14 protein-coding genes and 1 riboswitch are annotated in these 19,308 nt (G+C 50.7%); of the genes, 13 read left to right on the top strand and 1 reads right to left on the bottom strand.

What is annotated here, in order from left to right; all coding sequences use genetic code 11:
• Positions 1-95: 95 nt before the first annotated feature.
• From T458_RS37540 to T458_RS37520, 5 genes are all read left to right on the top strand, one after another.
• Positions 96-1,862, top strand: a complete 1,767-nt coding sequence (locus T458_RS37540; protein WP_023556174.1) for a BlaR1 family beta-lactam sensor/signal transducer — start codon at positions 96-98, stop codon at positions 1,860-1,862.
• Positions 1,863-1,896: 34 nt separating this feature from the next.
• On the top strand, positions 1,897-2,280 hold the full coding sequence (gene blaI, locus T458_RS37535) for a penicillinase repressor BlaI (protein WP_023556173.1): 384 nt from the start codon (positions 1,897-1,899) through the stop codon (positions 2,278-2,280).
• Between the two features lie 116 nt (positions 2,281-2,396).
• A complete protein-coding gene (locus T458_RS37530) occupies positions 2,397-3,407 on the top strand; it encodes an ABC transporter ATP-binding protein (protein ID WP_023556172.1) in 1,011 nt (336 codons plus the stop codon).
• Positions 3,400-4,194 (top strand): ABC transporter permease, encoded by a 795-nt coding sequence (locus T458_RS37525; RefSeq protein WP_023556171.1) that lies wholly within the window; start codon positions 3,400-3,402, stop codon positions 4,192-4,194. Before T458_RS37530 ends, T458_RS37525 begins: the two co-directional genes overlap by 8 nt.
• 3 nt (positions 4,195-4,197) lie before the next feature.
• Entirely contained in the window at positions 4,198-5,004 is an 807-nt protein-coding gene (locus T458_RS37520) for an ABC transporter permease (RefSeq protein WP_023556170.1), read from the top strand.
• Here the strand turns inward: T458_RS37520 and T458_RS37515 are convergent.
• The gene (locus tag T458_RS37515; protein WP_023556169.1) at positions 4,999-5,205 is read right to left on the bottom strand and encodes a hypothetical protein; all 207 of its coding nucleotides are present in this window, start codon (positions 5,203-5,205) and stop codon (positions 4,999-5,001) included. The genes T458_RS37520 and T458_RS37515 overlap by 6 nt on opposite strands.
• A gap of 137 nt (positions 5,206-5,342) precedes the next feature.
• On the opposite strand from T458_RS37515, the gene T458_RS37510 reads away from it, so the two are divergent.
• The 8 genes from T458_RS37510 to T458_RS37480 all read left to right on the top strand — a co-directional run bounded on the left by T458_RS37510 (position 5,343) and on the right by T458_RS37480 (position 19,182).
• Positions 5,343-6,494 carry an epoxide hydrolase family protein gene (locus tag T458_RS37510; protein WP_216087473.1) on the top strand — a complete coding sequence of 384 codons (1,152 nt, stop codon included), beginning with the start codon at positions 5,343-5,345 and terminating at the stop codon, positions 6,492-6,494.
• A 138-nt stretch (positions 6,495-6,632) separates the two neighbouring features.
• Positions 6,633-7,544 carry a helix-turn-helix transcriptional regulator gene (locus T458_RS37505; protein WP_023556167.1) on the top strand — a complete coding sequence of 304 codons (912 nt, stop codon included), beginning with the start codon at positions 6,633-6,635 and terminating at the stop codon, positions 7,542-7,544.
• 548 nt (positions 7,545-8,092) lie between these two features.
• Positions 8,093-9,946 (top strand): dynamin family protein, encoded by a 1,854-nt coding sequence (locus T458_RS37500; protein ID WP_023556165.1) that lies wholly within the window; start codon positions 8,093-8,095, stop codon positions 9,944-9,946.
• Complete coding sequence (locus T458_RS37495) at positions 9,943-11,688, top strand: dynamin family protein (protein WP_023556164.1); 1,746 nt, start codon at positions 9,943-9,945, stop codon at positions 11,686-11,688. Before T458_RS37500 ends, T458_RS37495 begins: the two co-directional genes overlap by 4 nt.
• Positions 11,681-12,190 carry a hypothetical protein gene (locus T458_RS56000; protein ID WP_023556163.1) on the top strand — a complete coding sequence of 170 codons (510 nt, stop codon included), beginning with the start codon at positions 11,681-11,683 and terminating at the stop codon, positions 12,188-12,190. The genes T458_RS37495 and T458_RS56000 overlap by 8 nt, the downstream gene beginning before the upstream one ends.
• Before the next feature lie 24 nt (positions 12,191-12,214).
• Entirely contained in the window at positions 12,215-15,991 is a 3,777-nt protein-coding gene (locus T458_RS37490; RefSeq protein ID WP_023556162.1) for a dynamin family protein, read from the top strand.
• A gap of 60 nt (positions 15,992-16,051) precedes the next feature.
• Positions 16,052-18,097 carry a molybdopterin-containing oxidoreductase family protein gene (locus T458_RS37485; protein ID WP_023556161.1) on the top strand — a complete coding sequence of 682 codons (2,046 nt, stop codon included), beginning with the start codon at positions 16,052-16,054 and terminating at the stop codon, positions 18,095-18,097.
• Between the two features lie 61 nt (positions 18,098-18,158).
• Positions 18,159-18,314, top strand: a riboswitch (FMN riboswitch).
• A 259-nt stretch (positions 18,315-18,573) separates the two neighbouring features.
• Positions 18,574-19,182, top strand: a complete 609-nt coding sequence (locus tag T458_RS37480) for an ECF transporter S component (protein WP_023556160.1) — start codon at positions 18,574-18,576, stop codon at positions 19,180-19,182.
• Positions 19,183-19,308 lie beyond the last annotated feature (126 nt).

Genomic DNA, 19,308 nt, shown 5'->3' with positions numbered 1-19,308 from the left:
ATAGGTTATTACAATTGTAATTCATATAGATATCAATCAACGAAGGTACTGCCTTTGTGTTTTTGGCTAAGCTTGAGCGAAGGGGGAAGAATAACATGTTTCATCAATTTCTTATAAGCATGCTGGTGTCTTCTCTCACGATAGCCGTGATCATGCTGATCAAAAAGGTGTTTCGCAAACAGCTTTCGGCAAAATGGCAGTATCACATATGGTTATTTTTACCAATATCACTTTTGCTTCCTTTCATACCCCGCCAGTTAGTTGATTTCGATATCCCCTACCATTTGTCCAGCAACCAGCTCGTGGAAAATGTCAATTCGTCTATGGAAACCCGATCACGCATGAGTGAAAATAACAATTGGCTGCAGGACCTGACTATTTCCATTCAAGACTCTACGCCGCCCTATCTGGATACGATCGTCGGCAGTATTTGGATTGCCGGGATGGCCGTGCTGACGATTTTCATGATCATGGCTTGGTATCGGACAAAACGCTTGCAAAACAATATGCGAAAGCTGAAAAATCAAGAGGTTCTCCAATTATTTGAACAGTGTAAACAAAAATTGCATATATCGAGAAAGATTCACGTAGGGGAGTCCCCGCGGATTGCTACCCCCATGATGTGCGGCCTGTTTAAGCCTTGCGTCGTGCTTCCGCCGCGGCTTGACGCATGGCTGTCACTGAAGGAAATCCAATTTATCTTCCTGCACGAGCTGTATCACTTCAAAAATAAAGACAATTGGACCAACTATCTGATGGCGTTTTTCCAGGTATTGTACTGGTTTAATCCCCTGATCTGGATCGCCGTTCGAGAAATGCGGCTTGATCGGGAGATAGCCTGCGACCATGCGGTTCTGCAATGTCTGGATGAGCAGAGCCAGACGGAGTACGGGAATACCATTATTCATTTTGTTGAAAGGGAGATGCGAATAAGGAACTTCCGGTTTTCCAGCCAACTCAATGGTTCCAAGGCTCACATCAAAAAACGAATTGAAAAAATTGCCTCCTTTCCAACAGATGCCCGGATGTCCAAATGGAATCAAATGGTTATTATGATGCTTGTGGGCATGCTTGTTGTTTGTCAGCTGCCACTCGTATCCGTGCTGGCTGATGACAATCAGCGCTATCATTTTCAAGCTGAAAGGGCCCTGTACGAGGATTTCAGTGATTATTTTGCGGGATATGAAGGAAGCTTTGTCCTCTACGACATGAAGGCAGATCAATATCAGATCTATAATAAAGAAAAAAGCATCCAAAGGGTTTCGCCAGACTCTACGTTCAAGATCTTTTTATCATTGTTCGCGTTGAATGCGAATGCGATTGACCTGAACCATTCCACGATCAAATGGGATGGAATTCGCTACCCGTATGAATCCTGGAATATGGATCAGAATTTGAAAACGGCAATGAAAAGTTCAGTGAATTGGTACTTTCAGGAGCTTGATCGCAGAATCCCTCCTGACCAACGGCAAGCCTATCTGAAGCAGATCGGGTACGGGAACGCCAAGCTGACGGCTGGAACAACCCCTTATTGGCTGGAATCATCCTTGAAAATCTCTCCCGTAGAACAAGTCCAATTGTTAAAAGCCATGTATACAAATGAATGGGGATTTGAAGAAACTCATGTTCAAGCAGTCAAAGATGCGATTCAAGTAGGCGAGAACAATGGCAACCTGCTTTTCGGGAAGACAGGTACTGGCACAGTGAACAACGAAAATCAAAACGGCTGGTTCATCGGATATGTCGAACACAAGGAAAACACGTATTTCTTTGCAACCAATATTCAAGAGGGAGATAACAGCAATGGCAGTACGGCTGCCAAAATCACGCTGGCTATCTTGAAGGAGAAAGGAATCTATTAAGGATGTATCCACGTCATTTCGGAAGGAGGATAAAATGTCGATGATGATGCCAAATATCTCGGAAGCAGAATGGGAAGTCATGAATGTTCTGTGGGAAACATCTCCGATTACCGCCAACGAGGTGATTGCCGCCCTGCAGGAGCAAACGGAATGGAAGCCCAAAACCATTCGCACTCTGCTGGATCGTTTGGTCCAGAAAAAAGCAGTCGGTGTTCATCAAAATCAGCGGGTGTATACGTTTTATCCGCTGTATTCGCGGGAGGAGTGCCGACGCGCCGAAACAGAGTCCTTTTTGAAGCGGATTTACGGCGGAGCCTTGAAGACGATGCTGGTCCAATTCATTCAGGAGGAATCATTGTCCGAGGACGATATTAAGGAACTGCGCTCGATATTGGACAAGAAGCCGAAATCCCGCTAAAAGCGGGCGCATAGAAAGCTGATACAGTTTCCAGCACATTGAGTTTTGCACAAATGGTGAGCCTCGTATACACTTACAGTTGGAATCCAACGATGACGAAAAAAGGAAGGTATTTGATGATAGAAGTTAACCATTTGCAAAAGGAATTTCGCATCCACCAGGCTAGAGCGGGTCTTGGTGGTGCTTTTCGTGATTTGTTCAGCCGGGAGTACAAGACGGTGAAAGCAGTGGATGATCTTTCGTTCCAGGTCGAAGAGGGTGAGATGTTCGCTCTGATCGGGGAGAATGGCGCGGGCAAGTCGACCACGATCAAGATGCTGACGGGCATTTTGACGCCGAGTGACGGGGATATTCGCATTAACGGCTATGTCCCTTTCAAGCAGCGGGAAGAGTACGTCCGGTCGATCGGAGTCGTCTTTGGTCAGCGTTCGCAGCTTTGGTGGGACTTGTCCCCGCTGGAGTCGTTTCGCCTGCTGAAAAGCGTCTACAAGGTGGATGAAGTCGAGGGTGAGAAATGGCTGCAGCGATTGATCGAGGAGCTGGATATCACTTCTTTCGTCAGCCAGCCTGTACGCAAGCTGAGTCTTGGCCAACGGATGCGATGTGAGATCGCGGCGTCGCTGATCCACAAGCCGCGCCTCTTGTTCCTCGATGAGCCGACAGTCGGACTGGATGTTCTGGTGAAGCAGAAGATTCGCGAATTTCTGCTCCATCTCAATGAAACGGAAAATACGACGATTCTCTTGACCACGCATGACGTGACGGATATCGAAGCACTTTGCAAGCGTGTGCTGGTCATGGACAAAGGCAAGCTGATTTTTGACGGGCTGCTCAGCGATTTGAAGGACAGATGGGGCAACGGGACAGAGATCTCTTTCCAAATGAAAAAGCGCACCCGTGCCGAAGAGCTTCGTCAGGCATTGGGCGAGATGCCCTGTGAGATCGAGCAGGTCAATGACTACATGCTGCGCGTCAAGGTGGCGCACAGCGAAGAAATGCTGCCATTTGTCCTGTCCACGGTGATGTCTACGTTTGAAGTAAGCGATGTGAAAATTCTCGAGGCGAGTACCGAGGACATCGTACGCAACATTTATTCGACGGACAGAGAGGTAGTCAGCCATGCGTAAGCTGTACATGGAATTGATCCGCATGCGGTTTTTGACCATGCTGGCTTATCGGGTCAACTACTACAGCGGCATCATTATTTACGGGATCAACATCGGGGCGTACTTTTTCCTGTGGTCCGCAATCTACGGCAGCGAGCAGCAGTTGGGTGGGCTAACCGTCGAGCAGATGACGTCCTATGTGGCGATTGCCTGGATGTCGCGAGCGTTTTACTTCAATAACATCGACATGGAGATCGCCCAGGATGTGCGGGACGGGAAGGTCGCCATTGAAATGATTCGCCCCTACAACTACCTGTCGGTCAAAACAGCACAGGCTTTTGGGGAAGGCATTTTCCGTTTTCTCTTTTTCGCAGGTCCGGGTATATTCCTGATCAGCCTAGTCATTCCGTTTCATTTTCCGTCGAGCGGGGAGGCTTGGGGCCTGTATCTGATCAGTTTGATGTTTGCTTTCCTGATCAATACGCAGATCAATCTGGTGACGGGCTTGCTCACGTTCTTCTTGCTGCGCAACGACGGGATGATGCGGGCGAAGCGGGTCGTGGTCGATCTTTTGTCCGGTCTCGTGCTGCCGATTAGCTTCTTCCCGGGCTGGGCGCAGACTGCAATGGGGTTTTTGCCGTTCCAGGCAGTGAACTATTATCCCAGCCTGATCTTCACGGGAGCGATTACGACAGGCCGCGCCTGGGAGCTGATTGGATTTCAGGTCGCGTGGATGCTGATACTTTTGATGCCAATCCTGTTTATGTGGAAAAAGGCCCGAAACAGGCTGGTCGTACAGGGAGGGTAGGACATGCAAAGCATACAAAACGCCAAACATATCTTCGGAATCTTTGCTGACTACCTGAGTCAGTACTTCAAGACTCGGCTGGCCTATCGGGCTGACTTTCTGGGGGATCTCGTCTCCAATCTCATCTCGGAATTGATCAACCTGGTCTTCATCGTGGTTGTGTTTTCCCACGTGCCGCTGATGAAGGACTGGACGCGCGACGAGATTATTTTCATCTACGGATTTTTCCTGGTCCCCTATGCGTTGTTCTCGATGTTTTTCGGCTTTTGGGACTTTAACGAACGCTACATCATTCGCGGCGAGATGGACCGCATCCTGACCCGGCCGATTCACAATCTGGCGCAGGTCTGCCTGGAGTCCATCGCTCCCGACCGCATTTTCGGTGTGATTTCCGGCTTGATCATCATGGGCTATGCCGCGTATCAACTGGACCTGAGCTTTACCTGGTACGATCCGTTCCTGTTCGTCGGGCTGTCGATCAGCGCTGCGCTCATCTACGGCGGCGTCTACACGGCAATCTCGGCTATCAGCTTTTTCTCCGATTCGCGGACAGGGATTACGCCGATGATCTACAACATCCAGCAGTACGGCCGCTATCCGGTCGACGTCTACAACAAAGTCATTCGCTTTGTCCTCACCTACATCTTGCCATTCGCCTTCGTAGGGGTCTATCCGGCAGCGTATTTCCTGCGCAAGGAGACCTGGTACGGCTACGCGGCGATGACACCAGTCATGGGTGTGATTTTCTTCACAATCGGTGTGTTGGTATGGAACTTCGGAGTCAGCAAATACAGAGGAGCGGGATCATGATGATCCCGCTCTTTTTGCTTTCCATATGTTCCAAAACAGATTGAGCAAGAAAACGACAATCAGTTGGACGATGAAGACTGCATCATCATTTGTTCCGTCGTAGAAGAAGCGGAAAACCAGGATACTCGATAAGGCAAAAGTAGCCAGGAAGACAAGCGCAGTTCGCAGGAAGCCATAGAGGTCTTGGAATAGGTTCCACATATGGTACACACTCCTGTCTTAATATTGAAACGGTTAGCTTTGCTTATTATAACAGACATGGAAAATGTAATTATGACAAACATGATGTCATAATTACTGCGGTATCTTTCTCCTATACCCAATCGAAAGGAGAATTAATGATGATTACCGATGAAGAAATTCGCCCCTTCCGCATCCAGGTGTCGCAGGGGGAGCTCGAAGATCTGAAGGAACGACTGGACCGCAGCCGCTTTCCTGTATTACCGGATACCGGGTGGGATCGCGGCGTGCCGTTGTCGTACCTGAAGGAATTGAAGGAGTACTGGCAGCACGAATACGATTGGCGCAGACATGAGAGTGACTTAAACAATATTCCGCAATCTATCACAACGATCAGCGGGCAGAACATTCATTTTCTCCACATCCGGTCTGCCGAGCCGGACGCCAGGCCATTGATGCTTATTCACGGCTGGCCGGGATCGTTTGTGGAATTCCTAGATGTCATCGGGCCGCTATCGGATCCTCGCGCTCACGGAGGCGATCCGCATCACGCGTATCACCTGGTCATCCCATCCATTCCTGGGTTTGGCTACTCCGTCCCTTTGAATGAAACGGGCTGGACTCCTGCTCGGATTGCCGAGGCCTTTCTTGAACTCATGGATCGGCTGGGGTATGCACGCTTTTGCGTACAAGGCGGCGATACCGGTGCTTTCATCGCTCCGGAGATAGGGAGGCAAGCACCGGAACGCGTGATCGGCATTCACATGAACGCACTGCTTACCTTTCCATCAGGCGAGGAAGGAGAACGGGAAGCTTTGACAGAGGAAGAACAGAAGCGCTTGGAGCGGATGGAGAATTTCAATGATGGGTATTTGCAAATTCAATCCAAGAGCCCTTATACCCTCGCATACAGCTTGCATGATTCGCCTGTCGGCCAGTTGGCATGGATCGTTGAACACTTCAAGAAGCTGACTGATCCAGAGGAAGCCTTGCCCGAAGCCGCGATTGATCGAGACCGTATGCTGACGAATATCAGCTTGTACTGGTTTAGTGGAACCGCAGGATCATCGGCACAAATTTATTACGAAGCCATGAACGATCCGATGGCGTGGATGCCGAAAGATCGAGGGACAGTTCCGACCGGTGTGCTGGTATCCTGCAGTCATGACACGTCGGTCAGACGCATAGCTGAAAGGGAGCATCATATCACGCACTGGACGGAAGCATGGGAGGGGGGCCATTTTTTCGCGATGGAACAGCCGTCGCGTTTCGTGGAGGATGTTCGTCAATTTTTCAGCCGTCTAACCTGATTATGCCGATTGAATTTGCTGATTCAGGCGCCTCTCCTATTTCGTCGTAGTGACTCACGACGCGCGGTTTCGACGCATTCGACAGCATCTGATATGCTGATGGGAGACTGTCTGAATGTTTCGTAGTGGGGTGAGAGAATGAAACTGGACCGCATGCTGGCGATAACCTTGGAGCTTATGGCGAAAAAACGCGTACGGGCTTCCGATCTGGCAGCACGCTTTGAGGTTTCCACCCGAACCATCTATCGGGAGATCGAGCTAATCAACCAGGCTGGGATACCGGTCGTTTCATTTACCGGCGCAGATGGCGGGTTTGAGCTTATGGATGGCTTTTTTCTGACCAAGCAGCACTTTACGGTCAGTGATTTTTCCGCCATTTATCAGCTGCTTCGAGGTGTAGAGGGAGCAGTCGGTGACAGATTCACCCTCTTGAAGGATAAGCTCGAAACCCTGCATCCGAAGCTGTCCAATCATGACTCGGAAGACCTTCTGTTGGATCTCGGTTCGTCGACGCGGGAAGAAAAGGAGATCGTTCGGGTCGTCTATCGCGCGATCCAACAGAAACAGGTCATTGCGTTCACCTATCGAAGCGCGTCCGGCACGGTGACAGACAGGAGAGTGGAGCCGAATCGGCTGTTATGGGAACGCGGCGTCTGGTATCTGGAAGGATATTGCTTGTCCCGCCTTGCGATTCGCTTGTTCTGCGTTTCACGGATGACTTCCCTTCACTTGTCGGGGGAGAAGTTTCAGCCGAGGGAGCTTGTACCCACACCTCCTGAAGATGACCCCATCGGGATTCATGCCCATCTGCGTTTCGACAAGACTGCAGAACCGCGCGTCTCCGAGCAGTTTGCAGGCCAGTGCCGCTATGCGGGCGAACACATCGAAGTGGAGACAGTGTTTTATACCAAGGATTACGCCCTGTCCGTCGTTCTCAGCTACGGAGCGAAAGTCGTCGTCGTATCGCCGCCAGAGCTTAAGGAAGCGGTAATTGAGGCGATCGAGGAGATCCGGAGGCGGTATCCGGAGTTGGGTAAGAAAAACAGGTGATTCATAAGGGGAATTTCATTAACTTGTCTCAAGATGAAAGTAAGGAAAAATACAGAAGGGTTCTAATAGGATCATTTCATGAATGAACCGGACTATCGTTGATCGCGATATTCCGGTTATTTGCTTACTATTTATTCTTCATCCAAACGGAAAAGCGGGCTGAGGAAAAAGAGGAGAAAAGCGAAGGCATTTGGGATCTTGACCAAGCCGCAATGGAAAAGGCGGAACACGCATTCAGCGGCCAACCCTGAATCGCTTCTTCGAAGTGGGCTGCTTTTGGCCGCGGTTCCGCCTTTGCAATGAAGGCGGCCAGGAATAACCCCCAGCAAAGATCCCAACCCGCCTGAGCTTTCTCCTCTTTTTCCTCCCCTCCACTAAAGCTGGTAGACCACTATCCAAAAAAGCATCGTATTTCCAATCACACTTTATAAATGAAACCAGATTTGAATGGTGCTATACTTAAGCAAAAAGTACCAATTCCAGCATCAAACGCATCGACAAAAAGAGCGTAAAGTCGCAGATAATCTCAAATAAAGACAGGTGCCACGATGGAAAAAACAGACAAGCACTCATTTGAAGCAAACAAACATTTTGCGGAAGAAAAGCTGAAAGAAATCTCCGCCATTCTAGCCGATTACGGATTTCAGGAACGAATCGAGGCGGCTCAAAGCAGACTCCAGCACGAGAAAATGCACCTTCTCGTCGTCGGCGAATTCAGCCGCGGAAAATCGACTTTTATCAATGCCATCCTGGGAAAACCCGTTTTGCCATCCAAAGTAAACCCGACGACAGCAACCATCAGCATCATTGAAGGCAGCGATCAACCGCAGATGAACATCTTGTACCGCAGCGGCGAAAGAATGAACCGACCCTTGCCGGATGAAAAAGTGAATAAATTTCTAGAAGAATTTATTACGACAAGCAACCAAGAAGCCAATGCCATCCAGGAGGTGCGGATCGGATACCCGGGAGTCCTGCAAATCATGCAATGCGATATCGTGGATACCCCCGGCGTCAACGACCTGGATGATTTGCGCGAGGAAGTCACCTTCCACTACTTGTCCAAGGCGGATTCCTGCATCGTGCTGCTCGACAGCCAGCAGCCACTATCGGAGAGTGAGCGGCGATTCTTGCAGGAAAAGGTATTGGCCAATGATATCAACCGTTTTCTGTTTGTCATCAACCGAATCGATGAGGTAGAAAACATCCCTCAGGGTGAAGTGAGCGCGAGACTGAAGGCATATGTCCGCAAATTATTGCAAGAGCATCTTCCGCAAATTGCGGACCCAACCATACATACTGTTTCCGCGAAAGAAGCGCTTCGTGCGAGGTTTAAGCAAGAAGCAAGCATATGGGAATCTGATTTTTCAAACTTCGAGGCCAGCCTGATGGATTTCGTCTCCAGGCAGGCTGTGAGAGATCGGCTACCCATGCATTACGACCGGATCGCTGCGATCGTCAAAGACGGCATCCAGACGGTAGAAGAACGGTTCAGCCTGCTGTCAGTGCAACGAGATGAAATGCTTCTGGAACTGCAAAGAATGGAGCAGGAAGAACGTACCATGCAGCTGGAATTGGGAACATTCGAATCCTTCATGCAGGTCGAGTCCGTGAATCTCGCCCGTTGGATGACAGCCTTTGTACGCGAGGAATTCACAAAGCTGCAAGCCGAGTTGGTCGGGCAAGCCGCGCAAATCACGACAGATGAGGACGTTTTACGAATCAAATCCATGGCGGGTATTGGCATTCGCAGCATCATGGAAGCCCTGCAGGAGCAAATGCTGGATTATCGGCGCGGACTGCACGAGAAATTGCAGGCAAAATGGGGGCATTACTTCAGCCACACGAGTGACGGGAGAAAAGCATCGAGAGGAATTTTTTCAGATGCCGACACGGAGCATCTCAAGAATCTTATCACGATGGAACCAACTGGCGAGCAGACCTCTTCCTTCGCTGAAGTCGCTGCCGGTATGGCCCTGGGCGGAACCCTGGGATTCATCGGTGCCGCCCTGTTTGGTCCCATCGGGATTGGAGCGGCAATCGTCGGCACCATCTTCCTGGGAGGCAAGCTGCAAGAGGAGAAGGAAGCAAAGGAAAGAGAAGCGCTGCGGACAAAGGTGACGCAAATCCTGCAAACCCAGATTCAAGGGATCATCCAAAACGTAGAGGAAAAAGTGAAGGAGATGGCGGGCAAAGAACTGGAGCCTATCCAGGAGCATTACGCCACGCGCCTGCACAATCGAATGAACGCGCTCAGGCTTACCCTTCAGGAGCAGCAAGGCATCATGCAGGGAAAAAACAGCGACATCAATACGCAGAAAAAGCGCTTGGATGAGCATCTTGCCCAATTGCGTCAGCTTCAAGAAGAATTGCTCAACAGAAAGGAACGTTTATTGGCATGAATATCGAGCAGATCACGGACAAGCTGGTGGAGATCAGCGAACGCATGCAGCACCGCGCTGCCATCAACCTCTTAGCTTCCATAGAGGATGCCAGAAAACGAAATACGTTTCATGTGGCGGTTTTGGGAGAATTCAATCGGGGAAAATCATCCCTGATCAATGCCATTCTGGGAAAGACTCTCTTGCCTACGGATGTGCTGCCGATGACCGCTTGTCTTCATGTTTTGGAATACGGACATGAAGAAACCTGCACGATTGTTTGGAAAAATCGCCCGGCCGAGACGATTCCGCTGACGCAGGAAGCTCTCAAATCCGTAGGGGCAGACGGCGAGGAAGATGTATCGCAAATTCAATTTATCGTCATTCGCTTGAATCACCCGCTGCTGTATAACGGTTTAACTTTGCTCGATACGCCAGGGGTCAATGACGTCGAAGCATCCCGGGTGGAGATGACCTATCAAGTATTGCCGCACTGTGATGCAGCCATTTTCCTGCTGGATGCCGCAGCTCCTTTGACCAAAAGTGAAGCAGATTTCCTGCAAAACAAAGTCCTGCACTATCAGATCGAGTCCCTCCTGTTTGTCTTGTCAAAGGCAGATCGTTTGGACGAAGAGGAATTGGAGGAGGCCATGGAAGGCGCAAGCGAGCGTATCCATCAGCTGCTTGGGCAAGAGGCGCATCTCGTTCCCTTTTCTGCGAATCGCGTATGGCAGGAGCGAGCCAATTATGCGGAATCGGCAGAGGTCAACCGCTTGTTTGACCGCATTCAGGTTCTGCGCGAGCAAGCACGCCAAAGCTTTGCAAAACGCCAGGTATCCAACCTGCAGCTGGTTTGCCAGATGATCGATGAACAGTTGGCAGTCGAGCAGACTGTCCTCCAGCTCAACCACACGAAGCTGGTCGAATATGAAAGAGCGCTGCACAGCAGACGAGTGGAGCTGGAATCCGCGTTCACTCTGCTGCTGGCGAGCATGGATAAAGTCGGCAGGGAGACGCTGGAGCAGATGTTTCGGGCTTCCTGCGCGAGACTTGAGGAAAAGCTGGTGGAGGATATTTCCTATCAGCTGCAGATCATGGAGGGCGACCTCGAAAAGTTTTGGAACAAAAATCTTCCCCTGCAAATCGAACGGGCGATCAAGCAGTTTGCGGAAGAAAAGGCGGTCGAGATCAAAACCTATCTGGACCGTTTTTGCCAGCATGTCTCCAGCGAATACCATCGCCACTTCCGAACAGAGCTCTTGCTGACGCTTGGAGCGGATTCGCTGCAAATGCCGCAATGGGCTTCTGCCTCGAAGGGAAGAGGGCAGCATGCCGTTCATCAAGTGATGGAACAAGTCCTTCCGGTAACCATCGGAATGGTGGCGGGCAATCTGATTTTACCAGGCATCGGAACGATCGTCGGCGGAGCGTTGGCCAGTGTGATCACTACCGTCGTGCGCGGGAACCAAAAGGAGCAGATGCGCGAAGCTCTCATGGAACAAGTGCCTGACCTGGTCCAAGGCGTGATCACGCATTACCGGCGAGAGGTAGAAAAAACAATCGAGCACTGGTTTGTCCAAATGACAGCGACACTGGAGAGCTATCATCGCGAGCAGGAGGAGCAGCTTCTGGCTACGGTGCAGCAGCATAAAGACGCCGCTTCCGCTCCAGTCCCGGCATTTGAGCAAAGTGAACTGGACAGATACAGGCAAACAATTGAGGAATGTGAACAAATGTTGATGAGGGGTGTCCAGCATGTCTGATTTCTTGCATCACATGTTTTCGCAAAATCTACACGTCCAACCGAATGCGATGGGAGGTCACGACTTCGTGAACAGTCAGTTCCAGACGGTTGGGCATAGCGAGCCAAATGTATTTGGTGGCGAGACATTCTACAACAATAACAACCAAACGATTGGCTATACACAGCCCAACGTGCTGGGCGGGAATGATCATTTCAATGCCAGCCATGAAAAGATGGGTCACACCCAGCCGAATGTCTTTGGGGGCGATACCACCTACGACACGAACTTTCAGACTGTCTCCCACAGCCAGCCTAATATGTTTGGCGGCCATAACTATTATGATACCAACTTCCAGGAATTTGCTCATTCCACCTCTGCGGGCGGCGAGACAAAAACAATCCACTTTCATCCGCAGGAGCTGCAACAGCTTCATACGGATTGGCAAAAGCAAGTGACGCAGCTTGTGCCAGGTGATCCATTAAGACACGCTTCCCAGATTCATTTTCCGCCATTGGTGTAACAACTTGAAAGAACGGTGAATGTCATGCAGCCTTCCGAACGGCATAGCGGGATTCAAAATCCGCAGATCGCAAACATAGTCCGCCTGAACCCGGAGGAAGAAACTCTCCAATATGAAGCGGCAGCTACGTTTTACAACCAGGATTTCTGGCCTGACAGCGAGCAAGTGAGTGGGACTGTCGTGGTTACGGATCGACGAATTGCCTTTTTTGATGAGTCCGTCGACGGGTATTACATAAACACTTTCTTATGGGTAAAAGAGAGCTTCATCGATTTGGACGAGAAGCGGCTCTATCTCGCATGGAGAACGGAAAATGAAGAACAGGATGAACGGTTTTGGCTGAGTCTGGAGGATGAACAGATTCTCTTGGATATTCATGAGCAGATCCTCAATCTGCGACAGCAAATTCCGCTGCCATCCGTCATCAGCAAGCTGGAGGAAGCCCTCAGGCTGATCCAGAAGCGCGAGCTGGACAAGGCCATCTCTTTTCTGAAGGAAATCGGGAAAGAAGACCCGCTTTGCCTCATCGTAGACTTGATGCTCGTACGAACCTTGAATGAGCAAGGAAAATCCAATCAGGCCGTGATGTACCTGGCCAAGCAGATGCCCTATTTATTGCGCTATCTGCCAGAGGTCGTCTTCCACGAATACGTCTGGTACAACTGGCACGAGCAGTCCTTGCGCTATCTGCCCAGCCTCGAGGAAGCGAAAGGAGACCAATCGGTGGGCGCGCTCCTGCTGCGAGCCATTTACGCGAGGGCAAACCAGCAGTCCGGTGAACTCGTGGAGCTGCTTTGCTCCATTTTCCATGCCTTGGCCGAGGAAAATCCGTATATCTACATACAGGGCTACGAAATCTTTTTGCATACCATTGCGTTGGCCGAGGAGCAGAACCGGGACAGTATCGAAAAGCTGATCAGCGTGTTTCTGAAGTCCATCGATGAGTTGTTCGAAAACCCAATTGAGGCGAGCGGTCAGAAAAAATTCGTCGAAGCAGTGGCCCAGGTCGTACGAAATCCGGAATCATTCCAGATTGTCCATCTGATGGATCTCATGAATGAACTGCTCCAGCCAGAAGAACGGGAGGAGGCTGATTTTTACTCGTCCCGTTTGCTCCATCATGAAAATTTCAGTACGCTGGGCAAGCTCTCCGCGGCTACGATGAAGCCTCAAACAGCATCAGTGCCAGCAGAATGGACGCTGTTTGAAATCTACAACATGCAGGATGTCTGGTCTTCTATTTCTCCAGTCAAGGAAGCGGAGATTCAAATCAAAATCCTTTTTGCGAAGTTTCGCAATCGGCAGGTAACCTACGACCAGGTCTTGCATCAGATCTCAAAATGGAAAGAGAACCGGATGACGGTAAGCCTGCGCAATCACGAGATTATCATCCCCGACGCCTATTCCTTGCTGCAGCTCATGGAGATCGAATGCCTGTACGCGACAGGGAAAAGGGAAGAAGCTCTGCAGGTGACGGAGCGCTGGCGGGAAGATGACGGTTATCAGGTCGGAATCTGCTTGAATCCATTCGGAAAACATCTAGGATCCATCTGCGATCTCTGGGAAGCGATTATTTTGGGCGATGCATCCGGTATTATGGAAAGCCTGCAGGCCATACCGGAAGAAAAACCGTTTTTATGGCTGCGTCAATTTGGCACGATCATGGGAACCGCTCTGTTGAAAAGGCAAGAGGACCTCTCGCACGACTCTGCCTTTGTCATCGAGGAGCTGAAGGCGTCCCTGGCTGAGTTCCAGCAAGTCAGCCGAAACGGGGATACCCATGCGCAGCTCAAAGAGAAAATGCAGGGGTATCAGGATTTCATCCAGGATCAGTTGGCAGCATTGGAAAGCCTCAAGTCAGGAGCGGCAGAAGTAGCCGTTACCGTCACGGAGCCAGAGCCGCAACTCCAGGACGAAGCACCAGCGTCTAGCGGGGGGATGTTTCAGAAATTCCTGCAAATGTTCCAAAAACGGGAGTCCGATAAGAGCAAGCAAGAGGAAGATGACCGTTTCCCGGAAGCAGAGGAATGGAACGACTCTACGAGAAGGTACTTGAAAATCGCTTTGGTGGGCGAGACAAGTGCCGGGAAAACCACCTTGTTAAATCAACTTTTCGCCACCAATATCTTTTTCGTCACGCAAGAAGAAGCGACAGGTGTCCCTACCGAGATTATCAAGGACGTGAACGCCAGGGTAGAAGTATGGGACAAGCAGGGGCAGCGCAAGAAGACGCTTCCCATCGAGCCCGAGTGGACGCTGGCAGACGGCACGACGATCAAGGAAGAGCACGTAGGGCAAATCCGCGATTTTATTATGTCGTATACACGAGTGGGATCTCCCGAGCTGCAATGGGTCGAACGGGTAAAAGTTTTCCTGCCGCTCAAGGAGCTGCCCGATGACATCATGCTGATCGACTCCCCCGGCTTTAACGCCAATGAGGCCCGCAGCGCCATCGCCAATCGCGTCGTGGAGAGCAGTCATATATCACTTTTCATCATGGATGCGCGCAACGCCTTGAAAGGCAAGGAGCTTCATGTCCTGCGGATGGTCCGGGAAGAAGTGGGGAAAATGTTCGTAGTTCTGAACAAAATGGACCTTGTCTTTGGCGATGACGAGCTGGATTGTGACGGCGAAAGTGCAGCGGAAGAGACCATCGAACGAGTACGCCGTGATTTGGCGCGTTCCCTTGAGGTAGAGCAGGTCATCGTCTATCCGGTATGCTCCCTTGCTCCTTCCGAGGTGCAGGCAGACGCCAGGCGCTACGTAGAGAATTTGGGACTCTTGCGCGATAAGATTTTCGCGGAAGCCAAAGATCAGCAGGTAGACTTGTTCGTAGACGCTATAGCCAAGGAATCGATCACTCTCAGCCACGAATTGACGGAGATCATCCGAGAAAAGATCAGTGAACATCGAAAGCAGCTTGCCATCGTGCAAGGAAGTACACCTGCCAGCTTTGACATGTTTGAGGAAGAGATCCAGGAAAGAATGATGAACAGCTATCATCGCAGCAGAAGTCAATATATTCAAAGCATGAACCAGATTCTTGACCAAAGCATGCAGGAAGGCGTCACGTTTTTTCATGACTGGCTGGTGGAAGTGGATTCAGCTGACAAGTTAAAAAAAGGAGTCGCCGCACAAGCTGAGGCTGCGACGAATCATATCGTTTCACAGATCGAGCAGGCCAGAAAAAGAGAGCTGGATCGGATGGTGAAACGGATCCATGACGAGATGGTAGGTATGATCGAGGAATTGTATGCCAATCTGCCTTTTGCGAGCCCGGTTCAACAAAGGGATCTGTTGCGATCTCTTCCCAGCTTGCACCAAGCGACGGGTAGTTCCTTGGACAATCATTTCCGTTCAATTGATTACGGAGATGGTCTGAATCTCGGCTCCGCGATTGGTGCCACGATTGGAGCGGCTCTTTTAGGCCCGCTCGGTGCTTTTGTCGGAGGCTTCCTGGGGACGTTGTTTGGCGGGAAATCGCTGGGAGATGTGAAGCAGGAAGTGTATGACACCTTCATTGATTCGATCACAGAGGTGGAAAATCGCATCATTGCGTTTTGCAATCAGGACTTGAATACCTCTGACATGTCCTCCTTTGTCAGCAGCCTGCAAAAAGTGACACAGGAACAGCTTCGTCTGTACAAAGCGACGATCGAAAAAGAAACGGATCGACAGAAACAGAAGATCGCGGCAGTCGAGCTGGATATCGTGAACATGAAAATGTTTTTCGCCAAAACAAAGCTCACGATCCAGACGCTGAAAAAATGGCGACACTTCCGAAAGCAAAATCTCGTTTAATCCTTCGCCGCAAACTGCTATCCTGAGAAAAAGAAAAGGAAACTGGAGAGGAGCGCGGTTATGAAATCATACGTGGACCAGCCCGATGGCGTATTTCCAGCCGTTTGTTCTCTGGATTGCCCGGATCAATGCGGCTTGCTTTTGCACAAGCAGGATGGGCGTGTGGTCAAGGTGGAGGGGGACCCCGAGCATCCGGTAACAAAAGGGAATATTTGCAATAAGGTGCGCAATATGACTGAACGCCTGTATGATCCCAAGCGCCTGCAGCAGCCGCTCAAGCGGACCGGTCTCAAAGGGAGTGGCCAGTTCGAGCCGATCAGCTGGGAGGAAGCGATCGAAACCGTTACGTACAAGTGGAAGACGCTCATCTCCGAGCATGGTGCAGAAAGTATTTTGCCATACAGCTTCTACGGCAATATGGGCAGACTCAATGCGGAGAGCATGGACCTGCGCTTTTTCCATCGGCTTGGAGCCAGCCGCCTGGAGCGGACGATCTGCAATTCCGCAGGTGCAGTCGGTTACAGCTACACGATGGGAGGCGCTTTCGGGACAGACCCGGAAGATACGATTCATACGAAGCTTTTTATCATGTGGGGCATCAATGCGATTAGTACGAATATGCACCAGGTGGTCCTGGCAGAGCAAGCGCGCAAGAACGGCGCGAAAATCGTGGTCATCGACGTCCATAAAAATCGGACGGGACAGTGGGCCGACTGGTTTATCCCGATCCTGCCGGGCACGGACACTGCTCTGGCGCTTGGCTTGATGCATATTCTTTTCGCAGAAAACTGGGTGGATCAGCACTTCCTGGAGCAGTATACAGTCGGACACGAGGAATTGCGGGAGCATGTTCGCGCGTATGATCCGGCCTCCGTCTCCGCCATTACAGGTGTCCCGGTTGAGGATATTTACAAGCTGGCGAGGATGTACGCGCAGACCTCTCCGTCTTTTATCCGCATCGGGAACGGCTTGCAGCACCACGACAACGGCGGCATGTGCATTCGCACCATCGCTTGCCTGCCCGCGCTTACCGGTCAATGGCTGGTGAAAGGCGGCGGGGCGATGAAGGGCAACGGCGGATTTCTAGGGTTTAACAGAACCGCTTTGCAACGTCCAGATGTACTTGAGAAAAAAGAAACGCGCAGCATCAACATGAACCGGCTCGGGCATGCGCTGTTGGAGATTGATCCGCCTGTTCACTCTCTCTACGTCTACAACAGCAATCCGGCTCTCGTCGCACCGGAAGGAAATAAAGTGAGACAGGGCCTGGAGCGCGAGGATTTGTTTACGGTTGTGCATGATCTGTTTCTGACGGAGACGGCGCTGTATGCAGATATTGTTTTGCCAGCGACCGCCTCCTATGAAAATACCGATTTCTACACGTCGTATTGGCATCACTATATCCACCTGCAGAAGCCAGTTATCGCTCCATATGGACAGAGCAAATCCAACGTCGAAGTGTTCCGCTTGCTCGCCAAAGGGATGGGTTTTGCCGATGCCATGTTCGATGATACCGAGGAAGACCTGATTCGACAGGCACTCAATTTTCCGCAAAATCCGTATTTGTACGGCATCGAGTACGAAGAGTTGCTCGAACAAAACTACGTGAAAGCCCGGATACATGCTCCTTTCATCGAGAATTTGCCGACACCGAGCGGAAGGATCGAGCTGTACTCTAGCCAGATGGAAAATGTGGGGCTTCCGCCTCTGCCGACCTATGCGCCACTACCGGTGGAAAGCTCGTATCCGTACTGGTTTATTCCAGGACCGAACCACAATTTTCTCAACTCCACGTTCTCCAATAACGCGAAGCATGCCAGGATGGAAAAGCAGCCTCGTTTGTATATGAACACGGATGATGCGAAAGCGAATGGCATTGAGGAAGGCGATTGGGTAGAGGTAAGGAATGATCGCGGCGTTTGTGAGCTGGTCGTATCCGTAGGAGATACCGTTTTGCCTGGTGTCGTCGTCAGCCAGGGCTTATGGGCGGATTCGCCGGATTCCAAGCACTTCGTCAATGCCTTGACGCCGGATCGCATCGCAGATATGGGAGGCGGCGCGACGTTTTTCTCCGGCCGTGTCGCAGTAGAGAAGAAAAGCCGGTAAACTTTCGCTATTGTCAAAAGAAAAAGGAACGCTATATAATAGCATTTGTATAAACAACTACACATTCCTTCGGGGCAGGGTGAAATTCCCGACCGGCGGTGACCATGCCTTAGCGCATGGCAAGCCCGCGAGCCTCCCGAGCTGTCACAAGCGACGGAGTGCAGGATCTGGTGAGAATCCAGAGCCGACAGTACAGTCTGGATGGGAGAAGGATGACGACAGTGCGTATTCACACGTGCTTGTTTGCCTGTGCAAACGGGAGAAGCAACAGGGGAGCTTCGTCTGCAATAGACCCTTTTGTTTCTTGTACCCTTTTTTGTGCATGCCTTGGTCATACGCCTGCAATGAAGCCCTGGGGACGATGTTCCTCAGGGCTTTTGATGTTCTTTTTCTGTTGCCGGGCGATCAAATACGTGAAGGAAAGACGACTGTTGCCATTCCTCAAGAAGGAGTAGAAAACTGAGGAGATGGTACACATGAAAGAAACAGCTTTGCACTCATCACGGACAGCAACCAAACGGCTGGTGACGATTCCTATGCTGGCTGCGGTTGCGTTTATCCTGCAGTATCTGGAGTTCCCGATTCCCTTTACGCCTTCGTTTTTGAAGCTGGACTTCAGCACCTTGCCGGCTTTGATCGGCGGGCTTATGTACGGACCAGTCGCAGGTGTTGTCATCGAGGTTATGAAGAATGTTTTGCACATGCTGTTTAAAAATACAGATGGCCTGATCATCGGGGAAGTAGCCAATATCTTGGCAGGTTCAATCTTCGTCGTTTCTGCTGTGCTGATGCAGCGATTGGCAAAAGGCAAACAAGGCTTCCTCACCGGTCTGGCGATCGGAGCCTTGCTGATGACCGTTGTCATGGCATTTATGAACGCTTGGTTCCTGCTGCCTGCGTATGCGGCGCTCTACCAGATGCCGATGGAGCAGCTTCTGTCCAGCTTCGGCGCCGACAGCGTCTGGTCCCTGATCTTGTACGGAATCGTTCCGTTCAATATCTTCAAGGGAGTCGTCCTCGCTTTGGTAGCGTATCCGGTATACGTGAAGCTGGCGCCTAGATTGCAAGTGAGAACGGCGAATTAACCAACGATAGACGTTTTTTAAGAGGTCACGAAAAATCCTCCGTCCCCTGTGGGATAGAGGATTTTTTGTTTTTTCTATCACCTGCGAGAAGCCCACAAAAAAGCAGGAGGACAAGCAAAGGCTGGT

The organism is Brevibacillus panacihumi W25 (assembly GCF_000503775.1).
Classification (GTDB): domain Bacteria; phylum Bacillota; class Bacilli; order Brevibacillales; family Brevibacillaceae; genus Brevibacillus; species Brevibacillus panacihumi_A.
This window is presented reverse-complemented; position numbering and strand designations above follow the sequence as displayed.